The sequence below is a fragment of the Desulfosarcina sp. BuS5 genome (assembly GCF_028752835.1).
GTDB lineage: Bacteria > Desulfobacterota > Desulfobacteria > Desulfobacterales > BuS5 > BuS5.
On record NZ_CP087952.1, the window covers coordinates 3,396,360 to 3,412,459 of the forward strand.

General features: G+C 42.6%; 17 protein-coding genes and 1 pseudogene. 16 read left to right on the top strand and 2 right to left on the bottom strand.

The window, feature by feature from the left end:
• Positions 1-113 precede the first annotated feature (113 nt).
• The 16 genes and pseudogenes from BuS5_RS16500 (at position 114) to BuS5_RS16565 (ending at position 14,381) form a co-directional block, all read left to right on the top strand.
• Complete coding sequence (locus BuS5_RS16500; protein ID WP_198012297.1) at positions 114-275, top strand: hypothetical protein; 162 nt, start codon at positions 114-116, stop codon at positions 273-275.
• A gap of 403 nt (positions 276-678) precedes the next feature.
• The gene (locus BuS5_RS20260) at positions 679-1,332 is read left to right on the top strand and encodes a cytochrome ubiquinol oxidase subunit I (RefSeq protein WP_338000274.1); all 654 of its coding nucleotides are present in this window, start codon (positions 679-681) and stop codon (positions 1,330-1,332) included.
• A complete protein-coding gene (locus tag BuS5_RS20265) occupies positions 1,271-1,855 on the top strand; it encodes a cytochrome ubiquinol oxidase subunit I (protein ID WP_338000275.1) in 585 nt (194 codons plus the stop codon). The genes BuS5_RS20260 and BuS5_RS20265 overlap by 62 nt, the downstream gene beginning before the upstream one ends.
• Before the next feature lie 15 nt (positions 1,856-1,870).
• Positions 1,871-2,929: a cytochrome d ubiquinol oxidase subunit II gene (gene cydB, locus BuS5_RS16510; RefSeq protein ID WP_027354677.1), complete on the top strand. Its 1,059-nt coding sequence runs from the start codon at positions 1,871-1,873 to the stop codon at positions 2,927-2,929.
• Between the two features lie 67 nt (positions 2,930-2,996).
• A complete protein-coding gene (rd, locus tag BuS5_RS16515; protein ID WP_084446204.1) occupies positions 2,997-3,155 on the top strand; it encodes a rubredoxin in 159 nt (52 codons plus the stop codon).
• 16 nt (positions 3,156-3,171) lie between these two features.
• Entirely contained in the window at positions 3,172-3,384 is a 213-nt protein-coding gene (locus tag BuS5_RS16520) for a hypothetical protein (protein ID WP_051375054.1), read from the top strand.
• Between the two features lie 22 nt (positions 3,385-3,406).
• Positions 3,407-4,129 (top strand): thioredoxin-dependent peroxiredoxin, encoded by a 723-nt coding sequence (prxU, locus tag BuS5_RS16525; RefSeq protein ID WP_084446202.1) that lies wholly within the window; start codon positions 3,407-3,409, stop codon positions 4,127-4,129.
• Positions 4,130-4,175: 46 nt separating this feature from the next.
• Positions 4,176-4,340 carry a hypothetical protein gene (locus tag BuS5_RS16530; protein ID WP_157487445.1) on the top strand — a complete coding sequence of 55 codons (165 nt, stop codon included), beginning with the start codon at positions 4,176-4,178 and terminating at the stop codon, positions 4,338-4,340.
• 15 nt (positions 4,341-4,355) lie between these two features.
• A pseudogene (locus BuS5_RS20590) lies at positions 4,356-4,514 on the top strand (cytochrome c3 family protein); the annotation flags it as partial.
• A 69-nt stretch (positions 4,515-4,583) separates the two neighbouring features.
• Positions 4,584-4,823 carry a hypothetical protein gene (locus BuS5_RS16535; RefSeq protein ID WP_027354674.1) on the top strand — a complete coding sequence of 80 codons (240 nt, stop codon included), beginning with the start codon at positions 4,584-4,586 and terminating at the stop codon, positions 4,821-4,823.
• 342 nt (positions 4,824-5,165) lie between these two features.
• Positions 5,166-7,763 (top strand): ATP-dependent chaperone ClpB, encoded by a 2,598-nt coding sequence (gene clpB / locus BuS5_RS16540; protein ID WP_027354673.1) that lies wholly within the window; start codon positions 5,166-5,168, stop codon positions 7,761-7,763.
• A 228-nt stretch (positions 7,764-7,991) separates the two neighbouring features.
• Positions 7,992-8,699, top strand: a complete 708-nt coding sequence (locus tag BuS5_RS16545; RefSeq protein ID WP_027354672.1) for a hydroxyacylglutathione hydrolase family protein — start codon at positions 7,992-7,994, stop codon at positions 8,697-8,699.
• A 60-nt stretch (positions 8,700-8,759) separates the two neighbouring features.
• Positions 8,760-10,646, top strand: coding sequence for an asparagine synthase (glutamine-hydrolyzing) (gene asnB, locus BuS5_RS16550; RefSeq protein ID WP_035266039.1), 1,887 nt, complete (start codon positions 8,760-8,762; stop codon positions 10,644-10,646).
• A gap of 23 nt (positions 10,647-10,669) precedes the next feature.
• Positions 10,670-11,590 carry a glutamate-cysteine ligase family protein gene (locus BuS5_RS16555; RefSeq protein WP_027354670.1) on the top strand — a complete coding sequence of 307 codons (921 nt, stop codon included), beginning with the start codon at positions 10,670-10,672 and terminating at the stop codon, positions 11,588-11,590.
• Between the two features lie 384 nt (positions 11,591-11,974).
• The gene (locus BuS5_RS16560; RefSeq protein WP_036019371.1) at positions 11,975-13,129 is read left to right on the top strand and encodes an IS4 family transposase; all 1,155 of its coding nucleotides are present in this window, start codon (positions 11,975-11,977) and stop codon (positions 13,127-13,129) included.
• 307 nt (positions 13,130-13,436) lie between these two features.
• Positions 13,437-14,381 carry an ABC-F family ATP-binding cassette domain-containing protein gene (locus tag BuS5_RS16565; RefSeq protein WP_035264720.1) on the top strand — a complete coding sequence of 315 codons (945 nt, stop codon included), beginning with the start codon at positions 13,437-13,439 and terminating at the stop codon, positions 14,379-14,381.
• On the opposite strand, the gene ald is transcribed toward BuS5_RS16565, so the two are convergent.
• Positions 14,382-15,506, bottom strand: coding sequence for an alanine dehydrogenase (ald, locus tag BuS5_RS16570; protein WP_027353369.1), 1,125 nt, complete (start codon positions 15,504-15,506; stop codon positions 14,382-14,384).
• A 176-nt stretch (positions 15,507-15,682) separates the two neighbouring features.
• Positions 15,683-16,048: a CGGC domain-containing protein gene (locus BuS5_RS16575; protein WP_027353368.1), complete on the bottom strand. Its 366-nt coding sequence runs from the start codon at positions 16,046-16,048 to the stop codon at positions 15,683-15,685.
• Between the last annotated feature and the right edge of the window lie 52 nt (positions 16,049-16,100).

Genomic DNA, 16,100 nt, shown 5'->3' on the forward strand with positions numbered 1-16,100 from the left:
TTGATTATTCATAATGTTATGATTAAATAACTATATTCATTAATCCCTTGGTATGCAAGTTGTAATAAACAAGTATAAATTGAAAAATTAAATACCATGGAGATATTAATGTTATGAAACCGTGTGATAGGAATATTAAAAAACCATTAGAGTTTGCTGATGATCTTATCAAACTGGCCGTGCAGGGGGACGCAGAGAGAGAAGACACCGGCTGCGGTATTCTTTACGGACTTATTCTTAATTCAGCATACAAAATAAAAAAAATCGCTGAATAAGTCAGCAATTTTAAGTGTTGAGGCGCCTGGCTGGCAAGGCGAGAAAGCGTAGGAATATCAAGATATTTCTACGCTTTCGTAACGCAGCCAGGCAGGATGTATCGACGCTTAAAATGTAAAGTTATTTTTGCGCGAGCCCTAAGTATGCTTGAAAAACTTGCTCCTTCCTGTACCATTTTGATGCAACACAATGTTTTATATAGATGTTCACATAAACAATTTCACTGCGTTATCGTTCGTTGGAGGTAGGGGTTCAAGATTTTGAACCCCTACCTCCCTATGATCTTGTGCCAAATTTTAAAATAGAGTAATTATCTGATAATCTATAGCGTCTATTCATAAATAACTGGTTCTTTAAAATCTGGATTGGCGCCAACTTTTAAAGGTGTAAGTGGAGGTCTTTATGAATGTTGTTATGCTTTCAAGGCTGCAGTTTGCAGCCGCTACAATGTTTCACTTCCTGTTTGTTCCCCTGACGCTGGGGCTCTCTTTTTTAGTGGCATATATGGAAACAAAGTATGTCAGGACTGGGGAAGAAATATATCTTTCCATGACAAAATTTTGGGGAAAACTTTTTCTTATAAATTTTGCACTTGGTGTAGTTACAGGAATTACACTGGAATTTCAGTTCGGAACCAACTGGTCGCGTTATTCTAAATTTATGGGCGATATTTTTGGTTCTCTTCTGGCCATTGAGGCAACGGTTGCCTTTTTTCTTGAATCGACCCTGATAGGGGTATGGGTTTTCGGATGGAAAAAACTCTCAAAAAAAGCCCATGCATTTGTAATGTGGCTGATAGCTTCTGCCGGAACGATTTCGGCTTTCTGGATTTTAGCTGCCAACGGCTGGATGCAGCATCCGGTTGGGTATACCATAAGAGACGGCAGAGCCGAAGTTGTTGATTTTGCGGCTGTGGTCTTTAATAAATTTGCCGTACTCGAATTTTTTCATACCGTGCCCGGAGCTTATGTTCTATCCGGAAAAACTTGCAGCTATGGAAGCCCACTGGGAGACAACCACAAAAGCTACCATTCATCTTTTTGCAATTCCGGATGAAAAGAATGAAAAAAATGTAATTGAAATCGGCTCAATACCGGGCATGCTCAGTTTTTTGGGCTATCATGATCTCAGCGCCGAAGTAAGAGGGCTCAAGGATTTCCCTGTGGATGAACGCCCCCCTGTTCTTCTTACATTTATTGCCTTCCGGGGCATGGTTGGCCTGGGTACCTACTTTATCCTGATAACTATTATAGGGGTATTTTTGCGAAACAGGCTTGTTGAAAATCCATTTTATTTAAAGGTAATGCTATATTCGATACCGTTGCCGTACATAGCCATGGAACTTGGATGGATCCTCGCTGAAGTAGGCCGTCAGCCCTGGATTGTTTATGGCCTCATGAAAACATCGGGGGCATCCTCGCCCGTTGCCGCGTCCCAGGTATGGGTATCTCTTATAGCCTTTATCCTGCTTTATGGACTTTTGGGAGCTGTCGGATTCTATCTGATAGCAAAAAATGCCGTAAAAGGACCGGTTGCAAATAACGATCGACACTTTACGCTTAACAAAAATTTTATGTAATAGGGGGCGGTAAAAATGGTTTTAGAGACAATATGGTTTTTTCTGTGGGGCCTTTTATGGGCTATATTTTTTATTACAGACGGTTTTGATTTCGGAGTAGGGACTCTTTATCCTTTTCTCGGCAAGAATGATGAAGACAAGCGTATCATGATTAACTCAATAGGCCCTCTCTGGGACGGCAACGAGGTATGGTTAATTACTGCCGGAGGCGTCACCTTTGCTGCATTTCCGATTCTCTATGCAGTAATGTTTTCTTCATTATATTCGGCATTGATGCTTATACTGTTTGCCCTGATTCTGAGAGGTGTTTCCTTTGAATTCAGGGGACAGATTGACAATCCCCGCTGGCGTAAAATATGGGATATATGCATATTTGTCGGCAGCATTGCACCGGCATTATTATTCGGCGTGGCCTTTGCAAACATTTATCAGGGAATCCCTATCGATGTCGATGGTGTGTACCACGGAACACTCTTTACCCTTTTAAACCCTTACGGCCTTTTGGGCGGTCTGCTTTATCTAACATTTTTTATGCTCCACGGGGCTATCTGGCTTGCCATTAAAACCAATGGCGACCTGCAGCAAAGAGCAATCGGTACGGCAGATAAATTATGGCCGGCGGTATTAATCCTGGCTGTTCTCTTTCTTGTTTACAGCAAATTTGCCACCAGCCTATATATTAATTATTTTGCCCATCCTGTCCTGTTTCTCGTTATAGTGATCACAGTACTGGCTCTTGTGGGGATAAAAATTTTCCTGACAAAGAAAACTTTTTTTAAGGCCTGGTTAGCTTCGGCGATTACGATTGTCGGCGCCACTTTTTTCGGTATTATAGGTCTGTATCCAAACATGTTTCCTTCAAACATTAATCCGGATTTTAACATTACCGCCCATAATGCATCTTCAAGCCCTCTTACCCTGAAGATAATGCTTACGGTAGTGGTGATCTTTATACCGATTGTAATCGGATATCAAATTTGGGCTTATAATCTGTTTAAAGGGAAAGTAACGACTGAAGAGTTGGAATACTATCACAGGAAGGCCTTTTATGTGCAACAAGCAGGGTACAGATAAATGTGGTTAGTTTGACTGAAAAATTCTCTGCAGAAAAAAAATAACATTTATATTAAGGAGATTTATTATGGATAAATATGTATGCGAAGTATGTGGCTATGTTTATGACCCGGCAGAAGGTGATCCTGATAGTGGAATAGATCCCGGAACAAAATTTGAAGATATTCCGGATGATTGGGTATGCCCCGTATGTGGAGCGGGCAAGGATGATTTTTCAAAAGAATAAAATCTGAAAGGCTGTTTTGAAGCAGTTTTGCTTTTTAACAAAAAATACGCCATTTTATAATAAAGCTAAAGGCCTTGATTTAATTGATGGCGCTTGCAGGGCGTGTTCCAATAAAATGGGTATCCTGGAGGAGATCAAGGCGGAGGGCTTAGGACTTTTAGACGATATGAACGGACATCCGGGGATGGCTCACTACATGAAACAAGCTTATGAAGTGATCACGTTTTGAGAAAATAAAGGAAACAGAATATATGAAAGATTTGAAGATAGGTTGTGGTAAGCCCACCGGTTCAAAGATTGGTGAGTTTGCGAAGGAAAACAAATCAATAGAGGAACCTGAAAGCATAAAGGAGACAGTTATGTCTATAGCTAAGGTTGGAGGCAAGGCGCCCGATTTTGAGGCTCCTGCCTATCAGAATGGAAAATTCGGACAAGTCAAACTTTCGGATTATCTTGGCAAATGGGTCGTTCTTTGTTTTTACCCGGGTGATTTTACATTTGTATGAGCCACTGAACTGGCTGCAGTTGCCGCCAAATATAAAGATATCCAGGAGTTGGGCGTTGAGTTGCTTTCTGTAAGTGTAGACAGCCATTTTGTCCACAAAATGTGGCAGGATAATGAGCTTGCCAAAATGGTGGAAGGAGGCGTACCTTTTCCGATGCTGTCCGACAGCTCTGGAAATATCGGCAAGGTTTACGGGGTCTATGAGGAGAATTCGGGTGTTGAGATGCGTGGTCGCTTTATTATTGATCCTGATGGAGTAATCCAGACCATTGAGATACTGACTCCTCCGGTGGGTCGAAATGTGGATGAACTTATACGCCAGATCCAGGCATTCCAATATGTTCGAAAGACCAATGGAAAGGAGGCCGCGCCATCCGGCTGGCAGCCAGGCAAGCCCACACTTAAACCGGGTCCTGACCTTGTGGGAAGGGTCTGGGAAGTATGGAAGACTGATATGGCTTCTGACTGATGATCCTATAATGATGAATTAAAAATTCTTGAATCAAGGTGGTATAATGACGATCAAACTATCAGTGATTTTTATCATTGGAACAATTCTTGCTCCTTTACTATTAATTGCGGCTCAGAACAGAGGCGCCGACGAGATACTCCTTTTCGGAGGCAACAAAGGGGATGTGACGTTTCCCCATCGCATACACCAGGCAGCTATTGGAGATTGAGATCAATGTCATAATCTTTTTCCACAAACAAAAGGATCAATTGAGGAATTAAAAGCGAATAAAAGACTTGAAAAAAAACAGGTCATGAAAGAGTGCAGAAATTGCCACAAGTCGAAAAAGAAAACCGATGAAAAGACCGGACCAACAGGGTGTAAAGCCTGCCACAGTCAATAAATATGCAGCGTGTGTTAATTTTTGTTTCTATAGACCGGTAATCGACAAAATATAAAGGATAAAAAAATAATGCGAATAAAAACTAATATGGAAAAATTTTTAATTACCCAAAAAGGAGTTGCAGGAACAACAGCGGCGGACACTATTCACCATCATGACGAAAACGATAATGTTACCATTGTAACAGATGAAAGCTTTCCTCTTCTATTCCATGGTTCGGCTGAACGAGTATATTGGCGAATGACTGAAGGAGGAAACGCTGATAATCCAACATTAGACGTAGTGTCGGAAATCTGCAGGATTTTTTAATCATATATTAAGAAGCCTTGCCGTTTTCAAATAGAAGCCCGGGGCAACCCTCCGGGCTTTTATAGATTGTCACATAAATAATTTCACTGCGTTATCGGTCGTTGGAGTATTACAATACGCCTTCCTCCCTCTGGCCTTGTGAAATTTATTATCTGACAATCTATATATTAACCTTTTTCCACCCAGTATTTCCCCATATTTTCGCCTACAATCAAGACAAAAAATCGGCCATTTTGTCAATATATTCCAAAATTACAAGCTCCCGCAACTTGCAGCATACGCATAAATGCTTATTATAACACTACAGTTTACCAGAACAGACAAACATTAAAGGAGGTCTTTATGCGTTTTGATAAATTTACCATAAAATCGCAGGAATTAATTCAGAATGCCCAGGCTTTGGCTTCGGAATTGAAAAATCAGCTTATTGAACCGGAGCATCTTCTTGCAGCAATGCTCAAGGAAAAAGACGGGATAACTAATTCCATACTCCTAAAACTTGGGGTTCCGATTGAAGAGATTACCGGCAAATTGAGGGATATAATAAATAACCTCCCGAAAATTAACGGAATAAGCGATACCTATATTTCCGGCGAAACCAAAAAAATTCTGGACGCGGCTTTTGCGGAAGCCACGCAGATGAAAGACCAGTATGTTAGCATTGAACATATCCTGCTGGCTGTTTCAGACCAAAAAAACGGCAAAGCGGCCAATCTGCTTGCCGGTTTTGGTGTTACCAGGGAATCTATTCTGACCGTGCTCATGGACATTAGAGGCTCACAACGTATAACAGACCCGAATCCCGAAGAAAAATACCAGGCTCTGGATAAATTCAGCCGGGATCTGACGGATCTCGCTTCTCTTGGAAAACTCGACCCTGTCATAGGTCGCGATGAAGAGATCAGGCGTATTGTCCAGGTTCTTTCCAGGAGGACAAAAAATAACCCTGTCCTAATCGGAGAGCCGGGGGTGGGAAAGACGGCAATTGTTGAAGGGCTGGCCCAGCGCATTGTTGACTGTGATGTTTCAGGCACTCTCAAAAACAGAAGGCTGGTTTCATTGGATATGGGAGCTTTGATAGCCGGAGCCAAATACAGGGGCGAATTTGAAGATCGCCTGAAAGCTGTTTTAAAAGAAGTGGAAAATGCCGAAGGCGAAGTGGTTCTTTTTATCGATGAGCTGCATACACTTGTTGGAGCAGGCGCCAGCGAAGGATCCATGGATGCATCCAACATGCTGAAACCGGCCCTTGCAAGGGGAACGCTCAGGTGTATCGGCGCCACAACACTAAACGAATATAGAAAATATATTGAAAAAGACGCCGCCCTTGAAAGGAGATTCCAGCCTGTGCTGGTTAAAGAGCCTACGGTTGAAGATACCATTTCTATTTTGAGAGGTTTAAAAGAAAAATATGAGGTGCATCACGGTGTCAGAATTAAAGATTCTGCAATTGTTTCAGCTGCCACGTTGTCAAACAGGTATATTGCAGATCGTTTTTTGCCGGACAAAGCTATCGATCTGATAGATGAATGCGCCTCCAAGCTGAGGATCGAGATCGACAGTATGCCGGTTGAGATAGATGAAATCCGGCGAAAGATCACCCAGGCTGAAATAGAAAAGGAGGCCTTAAAAAAAGAGACCGACGAGGCATCCCGGGAACGCCTCTTAAAGCTGGAAGAAAATTTAGGAGCCATGCAGGAAGAGATAACCGGGATGAAGGCCCATTGGCAGAATGAAAAAGATTTGATTCAGGAAATTAGAAAAATTAAAGAGGAGCGTGAACAGTTAAGCATTGAAGAGCAGCAGGCCGAAAGGGATGGGAATCTATCCAGGGTGGCCGAAATCAGGTATGGAAAGGCTGGGGAGCTTCAAAACGGACTTAACGAAATCAATCTCAAGTTGTCTGAGTTACAGAAAAATCGTAAAATGTTAAAGGAGGAGGTCGAGGAAGAGGATATTGCCGAAGTCATTTCAAGATGGACAGGTATTCCTGTAAGCAAGATGCTTGAAGGTGAAAGGGAAAAGTTGATTAATATGGAAGAGCTGCTGGGCCTGCGGGTGATTGGCCAAAGCGAGGCCATTACAGCAGTTTCAAATTCCGTTCGCCGTTCACGTTCAGGTCTGCAGGATCCCAACCGGCCCATCGGATCATTCATTTTCCTGGGCCCGACCGGTGTCGGCAAAACCGAGCTTGCCAAAGCCCTGGCTGAATTTATTTTTGACAGCGAACGGGCCATGGTGAGAATAGATATGTCCGAATATATGGAAAAACATTCTGTTTCAAGACTTATAGGAGCCCCGCCCGGTTATGTGGGATATGAAAAAGGCGGCTATTTAACCGAGGCGGTCCGCAGGCGGCCATACTCGGTGATACTCTTTGACGAGATTGAAAAAGCCCACCCGGATGTATTCAATATTCTGCTGCAAATACTGGATGACGGACGCATGACAGATGGACATGCGAGAACCGTAGATTTTAAAAATACTCTAATAATCATGACCTCAAACATAGGCAGCCGTTGGATACAGGAGTTGACGGGACAAAAACGGGAAGAAATGGAGCAAAAAATCACGGAAGCGTTACGCGCAAATTTCAAGCCGGAATTTCTTAACAGGATAGATGAAACGATCATATTCCATAATCTGACTATTGAACAGATCGGGGAGATAGTCGAGATTCAAGTCGAAAAACTCGGTGCCAAGCTTGCCGATATGAATATTAACCTTGTTCTTTCGAATTCCGCAAGGTCGCTGCTTGCCAAAGAAGGATACGACCCCTCTTACGGCGCACGTCCATTAAAGCGAGCCATACAGAGACATCTGGAAAATCCGCTTTCAATGGAGATACTCAAAGGGAATATCCAAAAAGGAAGCAGCATAAAGGCTGATGTGAAAGATAATCTTATATTTTTTAGTGGCTATAGATTTTCAGATAATTAATTACACAAGGCCAGAGGGAGGAAGGCGTATTGTAATACTCCGACGACCGATAATGCAGTGAAATTATTTATGTGGAAATCTATAAGTTCGGATTATTGATGAACCAAACAACCCCAAGGGGCATTGGGTCATGGTCTTCATTCTTGACAGATAAGCTCATTTTATGTATAAGACCCCCCTGTGAAAGTGTAAATCCGGCAAGGAGGAAGACCTGACCCGTCTCATAATATGAAACTAAAACAATTCCGTTATTCAGAAGATAATTTGGGCTATCTTATTTATGGAGAAAAATTTGCAGCAGCCATAGATGGTGGTGCCGTCGAGAAGATACTTTCTTTTTTAAAACATCACAACATTGAACTTAAATATGTTTTGAACACGCATACCCATCCTGACCATACTTCCGGCAACAGGGCGCTTTTGGGTTCAACTGCAGCGGAACATCTTAAAATCTCTGATCTTATAAAAAAGGGAGAATTCGAACTTGAAGGTAATCAAATCCATGTTTACCACACTCCAGGCCATACACATGATTCAGTAGTCTATTATTTTAAAAACATACTTCTTTCCGGAGATACCCTGTTTACCGGAAAGGTAGGGAGATGCTTTACTGGTGACCAGGAAGGTTTTTTACGGTCTATTAAACTCATACTACCCCTACCCCACGACACCAGGATTTATGCGGGGCACGACTACGTGAAGGAATACCTGGAAACTGCAAAATCGATAGAGCCGGATAATATCCATATTGACGGATTTCTTAAAAAGTATGACCCAAAATATGTTTTTTCGACACTTGAAGATGAATTAAAAATAAATCCGACTTTAAGATTCAGCGATAAAAAAATTATTTCCATTCTGCATAAAAGAGGGCTTCCCCATAACACCGAACTTGACTGCTGGAAATCACTATTGTCGATCACACAAAATACATAACCTGTGATACCTGCTCTTAGGGCTCGCGCAAAAATAAATTCGCAGAAAGAGATTTTTCATATGTGCGGAATATACGGAATTGTTTCAACTTCCCTTTCAAAGGGAAAAATTCTGCGGCGACTCGAAAAAATGGGCGGGCTTCTGCGCCACAGGGGACCTGACGACAAAAAAGAGAATATCTTTCAGGTAAACCGCGGCTGGCTCGGTTTCGGTTTTGTCCGGCTCTCCATTCTTGACCTTGAAACCGGCATGCAGCCTATTACCTGCCCAAAAGACGGTTCCACTATTATTTGCAACGGACAGATATACAACTACATTGAGCTTAAACCCGGGGTGTCCGGCGAAGATTTTATATCTAAAGGAGATATAGAAGTCGCTCTGCACCTGTACCGAAGAAAAGGTATTGATTTTCTGCAGGAGCTCAACGGCATGTATGCCGGCGCTATATTTGACCAACCAAGAAACAGATTCATACTTTTTCGGGACCGCTTCGGCATAAAGCCCTTATATTACACGGAAACAGACGATTGTTTCGCTTTTTCATCTGAAATAAAGCCCCTAATTGCCGGTAGCCGTCTTCCGCTGGAACTTAACCAGGCCGGCCTGGCTGCGTATTTCACCTACCGGTATCTCCCGGGTGAACAGACGATGTTTAAAAATATAAAAAAGCTGCCGCCCGGCTCATATCTCGCATTTGATCTTAACTCAGGTGCATATGCCATAAAACGTTACTGGGAATATAAATTTGACATAGATGTTCCTGAAATCTCTTTTACCGATGCAAAGGAAAAATTTCATACTCTTCTTTCAGACGCTGTAAATATAAGACTCCGCTCGGATGTTGAAGTAGGGGCCCTTGTGAGTGGCGGCATTGATTCTTCCGCGGTTGCTTCAATGGCCGCCGACCGGAAGCCGAACATAAGCCTTTTCACTATTTCTTTTGAAGAGGAAAAATATAATGAGCTCCTTAATGTAAAAAAATTTTTAAAAGCTAACAACAGCCGCTTTTCTTCAGCAAGACTGTACATGGAACTCTGCAGCCGCCGGGCCCTTGACCAACTTCCTGAAATTGTACGGTCTATAGAAGAACCGATTTCACTGGGAACCATTCTTCCAACAGACCAGGTTTGCAGGTTGGCAGGAGACAGGCTAAAGGTGGTACTTACCGGCGAAGGCGCAGATGAGATTTTTGGCGGATACCGAAAATTTCTTATCGAAGCGGCAGCATGCCGATACCACACGCTTTCATCCAGCCGGCAAAAGGAGCTTGATTACACTTTTCCTGAACTTAAGCCGTATCTTGCGGTGCGGCACAAAGACCCGGCAAGGCGTTACATACAAAGTGAAATACTTTACAGCAATGATGAACTAAAGCAACTGATTGGACGGGATACTGCCGACAACTCTTTTCCTGGGGACGCACTTCCGCGCCTTAGCGGCAGGGAGCATCCATTAAATACGGCCATCGCTTTCGAGATTCGCGCAAGGCTTCCTGACTATGTTATACTACGTCTTGACAAGCTTTCCATGAGACATTCGCTTGAGACAAGGACTCCTTTTCTTGATTACCGACTCGCAGAATTCGCGGCGACGCTCCCGGTCGGATTCAAAGTCAACATTGACGAATGCCGTGAAAAATTTATTTGCAGTCACGCGTATACCGACTTCTCCGTGCTGGATCATGAAACAGCTTTCAGAAAAAAACAGCCTTTTACGATCCCGCTCGCAGACTGGTTCGCGAAACCCGACACTCTCCCTGATTTCCTGCAAGAGATAATGCTTGGCAGTATTATAAAGCAGCAAGGTATCCTGAATCAAGAGATTACGCGGGAACATATGAGCAAAATTACTGCGTGCGGAATAGGACCCCAGACCCTTGTTTCCGAGGCAGACAGAATATTTTCCATTATTATTTTTACTTTATGGTACAATGAATTTTTCTGTTAAAAATAAATAAAGTTGGATTTATAATGACCCCTGACACACTGAACAAACTTATACATGCACATGCCGATAAGCTGCTGACCCTCATTTTGAATAAAGCGCCTTCAGGCCCAAGAACATACGGCTTTGAGTATGAATTTATACCATCCGCTCCTTTGAACCTTGAATTTATGGAGAAACTTTACTCTTTTCTGCCTGAATGCGGCTTTTCAAGGAAGAATGGCAGCTTCATAAATTCATCCGGCGTTTATATTGCATTTGAACCGGGCGGTCAGATAGAATACCACAGCAGCCCACTTCTGCCTGATGAGCATGACAAATTAAACCGGATACTTTTTATGATTGAGCAGACTAATTTTAATATCAAACAGAAGTTCGGGATAGATTATATAACTACAGGATATATACCGAACCGGGAGGATTCACCCCTGTGCCTTACAGAACAACGCTACATCGAACTCCACCAACGGCTCTCTGAAAGCGGAACCCGCGGCCGTGAAATGATGAAAGGTACAGCTTCCATACACTTCCATGTGCTCATTCGCTTTGCAGAGGAAATCGTCCCTCTTTTCTTAAATCTATGCGCAATGACTAAACTAGATGATTTTAAAATGAAGGCAAAACGTAGGGAGATATGGAACAATACCGATCCCTGCCGATGCGGCCTTCCTTTTAAGGGCATAGATAAAAACTCTTCACCTGAACAGGTAATCCGGGAAATAGTCAGGGTCACCGTATCTGCCGATCTTCTTGATGAAAAAATTCCTTTTTTTAAAAATCAGGAGACTGGTTTTGATAAATTCCTGTATCATCTGACCACAATATTCACTAACGTGCGTCTTAATATCAAGGGCCCCACATTTGAGATAAGGACTACGGACAGTACTAGCATAATCGGGTTTAAAAAATTATGGACAGAATTCATCAACATAAATGAACAGATTTGACGATCGCAATCTTACAACGCCCTCCCTAAGATTTTTTTCCTCTACCCTTGTGAAATTAATTATCTGACAATCTATAGATTGACGGATAATTTATATTCGTGCGGCTTGCCTAAAGCCTTGCCAGTAAGGCCACTGCGCCTCTTCCAGTCCGATGATTGGTTATACGTTCCTGTTATTGTATACAATGTGAATCAAGTTACATCCTATTTAAAAACAAACCTGACTCCAAGTAACTATAAATATTCAGTAGTGTCCGGTTAGGTTTTTGCATGTTATATGGGATAAAAAAATTAGAAAAATGTTCATTTTTTACTTGACAAACCAAATAAAAATTTTTTATCGTTTTGTTATAAAATATAATTATAACAAGGAGTTAAGACAAAAATGGACATATTCAATATCCCAAAAAAGAATTTTAATCCCCAATCTCATGCTCGATTTCTCAAACCTTTGCAAAAGATTTTTCCTGACACGCCACAGCTTAAATCCCGAGGTCACAGGCCATTGAAAATGACTTTTGAAGATCAGCTTCACGCACTGATATTTTTCCATCTACAAGAACATGAATCAGCTCGTGATCTTATTCAACACCTTAAAGAAGACGATTTTGCCAAAGAATGTGTCGCTCCAGATGGAGGGATCAGTCGTAGCAGTTTTTCCGAAATTATCAATTCTCGAGGGCTTGAACAGCTTGAATATGTTTTTCAAGCTCTTTGCAGCCAGGCACAAAATGCTTTACCATCAAATTATTCAGATCTCGGTGAACTCGTTTCCATTGATGGATCTTTAATTGATGCAGTTCTGTCCATGTACTGGGCTGATTACAGAAAAGGCGCTAAAAAAGCAAAAGGCCATTTCGGCTTTGATGTCAATCGCAAGATTCCTATAAAAATTCATCTGACAAATGGAAATGGCGCTGAACGCCCCTTTGTCAGGTCTATCCTTACAAAAGGCCAAACAGGAATCATGGATCGGGGGTATCAATCACATAAGGATTTTGATCTTCTTCAGGATGAAAAAAAACATTTTGTTTGCCGCATCAAAGCGAAAACAACAAGAACTATTATCAAAGAGCAGCCTGTTGATCCCGACAGCTATATTTTTTATGATGCTGTGGTTCTTCTTGGCACTCCTGGGGTAAACCAGACCAGAAAGCCGGTTCGACTGGTTGGTTATAAAATTGCCGGTGTCAAATATTTTGTGGCAACTGATCGTTATGATCTTACAGCCGAGCAGGTTGCAACCGTTTATAAGCTTAGATGGGATATCGAAACTTTTTTCAAATGGTGGAAGAAACATTTAAAAGTGTACCACTTGATTGCTCACAGTAGATATGGCCTGATGGTTCAAATCCTTGCGGGGTTAATAACCTACCTGCTTATGGCCATATACTGCCATGAACAGTTTAATGAACCTGTATCAATAAAGAGGATTCGTCAGCTTAGAAATACCATCCAGAACGAATTACGTACTGACGAAAAAAACGTATGGTCTAATAATCTGATTATCAAAGAGCAAATGCTATATGCAAAAACTTAACCGGACACTACTGATAAATATTGTATGTCGCATACATTTTATACTATTGATATGTTCATTTCCCGGCAAAATATCAAAATAGACTTGTTATTTTAATTATTTTTTACTAAAAAATATATCCCTCTTAACATTCCTTAACATTCCTAAAGTTCTCTCAAAAAGTTTGTGTCAGGCTGATACCTCTGAACCTTCAACCTACTTGGGAAAAATGGCAACCAAGAGTTGCGCAATCCGTACCTATGTTTTTTGAGCCACAGGATCCGTTCCTGTGGTTTTTAATATTTAACGAAAAGGAAACAAAACAACAATGATTTGCACCACCAATGTTACCCTCGCCTACGGCAAGAGGGTTCTGTTCAAAGACGTTAATATCAAATTTGCACCAGGCAACTGTTACGGACTCATCGGCGCCAACGGAGCAGGAAAATCCACATTTTTGAAAATTCTTTCTGGGGATATAGAACCGGACTCGGGAACCGTCTCCGTGGGATCCAGGGAGAGAATCGCGGTTTTAAAACAGGAGCACTTTGCCTTTGACGAGGAGATTGTTTTAAACACTGTAATAATGGGCCATGAAAAGCTGTACAGAATTATGACAGATAGGGAAGCTCTTTATAATAAACCAGATTTTTCCGAAGAGGACGGAATCAGAGCAGGTGAGCTTGAGATTGAATTCGCAGAGATGGGCGGCTATGAGGCAGAGTCTGAAGCGGCGGTTTTCTTAAACAATCTGAGCATTATCGAAGAGATGCATCAGAAAAAGATGAAGGAACTCGAGGGCGGGGAAAAGGTGCGAGTGCTTCTTGCCCAGGCCCTGTTCGGAAACCCGGACGTCCTCCTTCTGGACGAACCCACCAACAACCTGGGCATAAAGTCCATTGCCTGGCTTGAGGAGTTTCTCTACAGGTTCCAGAACACGGTAATCGTAGTGTCACATGACCGTCATTTCATGAACCAGGTCTGCACACACATTGCAGATATCGATTTTGGTAAGATCTCGGTGTACATGGGGAACTACGATTTCTGGTACCAGGCCAGCCAACTAAATCTGAAACAGAAACAGGAGGGAAACAAGAAAACCACTGACCGGGCCAATGAACTGAAGGCTTTTATACAGCGGTTCAGTTTCAACGCCTCCAAGTCGAAGCAGGCCACCTCCCGAAAAAAACTTTTAGAAAAACTCACCATTAAGGACATGCCGGTGTCGTCAAGAAAATACCCGTTTATTTGCTTCAAGCCGGAACGACCCTAATTAAAGACTGCTTTCAATCATGCTTTCAAAGTAAATATATTCCAGGCCAAAAGCATCGGAAACTCCCCTGCATGTAACCTTTCCGTCAACCACGTTTAGGCCTGAACCTATCGAAGGATTTTCCCGCGCCGCCCTTTTCCAGCCCTTGTCGGCGATCTCAACTACATATGGCAGCGTTGCGTTGGTCAAAGCGATTGTAGATGTTATGGGAACGGCACCGGGTATGTTGGCGACACAGTAATGCAGCACACCGTTGATAGTATAAACAGGATCTATATGGGTGGTGGGCTTTGAAGTTTCAAAGCAGCCGCCCTGGTCAATAGCGATATCAACTATTACCGAGCCTTTTTTCATTGTTTTAAGCATCGGCCGAGTGACCAGCAGGGGGGACTTGGCTCCCGGGCTAAGCACAGCGCCAACCACAAGATCGGCTTTTTTGACAAACTTGCGAATAGCTGCCGGACCGGACATTATAAGAAAACAATTTTTCGGCATTACATCGCTTAAGTAGCGAAGCCTGGCCAGGTTGATTTCAAGCAGATATACTTTGGCACCCAAACCGCAGGCCATTTTGGCTGCATTGATGCCGGCTGTCCCGCCGCCTATAACAACAACTGTGCCCGGATTAACTCCGGGCACGCCCCCTAGAAGCACGCCGCGACCGCCATGAGTCATTTCCAGAAATCCGGCTCCCTGCTGAACTGCAAGCCGGCCGGCGATTTCACTCATGGGGGTCAGAAGCGGCAGAGACCCGTCCGGTTTCTGAATTGTTTCATAGGCGATACATACCGACCGGCTCTTTATCAGCGCCCGGGTCAATTTTTCATTGGCTGCAAGATGAAGAAAAGTGAATATAATCTGATCTTTTCTGATAAGATCATATTCCGAAGGCAAAGGTTCCTTGACATGCATAACCATATCCGCCCGCTTATAGATTTCCCCGGGAGAAGCTACAATTTCTCCGCCGACTTTAACGTAATCGTTATCGGTAAAACCGGTGCCTTTGCCGGCGTCTTTTTCCACAAGAACCGCATGGCTGTTTTGAACAAGCGTCTCAACTCCCGCAGGAGTCATGGAAACACGATTCTCCGCCGACTTTATCTCCTTAAGTATGCCGACAATCATCACACACCTCCCTAATTTGCATGTTTTTTAAGCTATCCCTATCTTGATCATTCAGGCGCTATATGCTTTAAGATAATGGTTTTGGGAAGGCCAGAGGGGGTAGGGGTTCAAAATTTTGAACCCCTACCCCGACGACCGATAACGCAGTGAAATTATTTATGTGGAAATCTATATATCTATGCAAAAATATCATTCGGCTTGTAGGGATGCGCACCTATAATCACCTCCACGCCTGATTTAGCTTTTATCTTGTTTATAATCATCTCATTATAAGGACAGTGGTCTTCTATACAAGCGGCAACATGTATTTTGGTTATTTTTTCTCCCATCGGTTTATTCCAAAGATTGATTTGAGCTAATCTTGTTACGATTGTCGCGCCTGGGCAATCGCCACAATTCAGCAGGCCGACAAGTTCGACGTCATCATCTTTATAACGGCTGAACTCACCCTCTCTTCGATTAAAAGCGACCAGACACCTTGAACATGCGATACAAACATTATCCATAGCTTTTTTACAGCCAACGATCAAAATTTTTTCCATTGTAAATCTCCTTTCATATGTATAATTTTTTAGCCTTATTCCAACACATGTA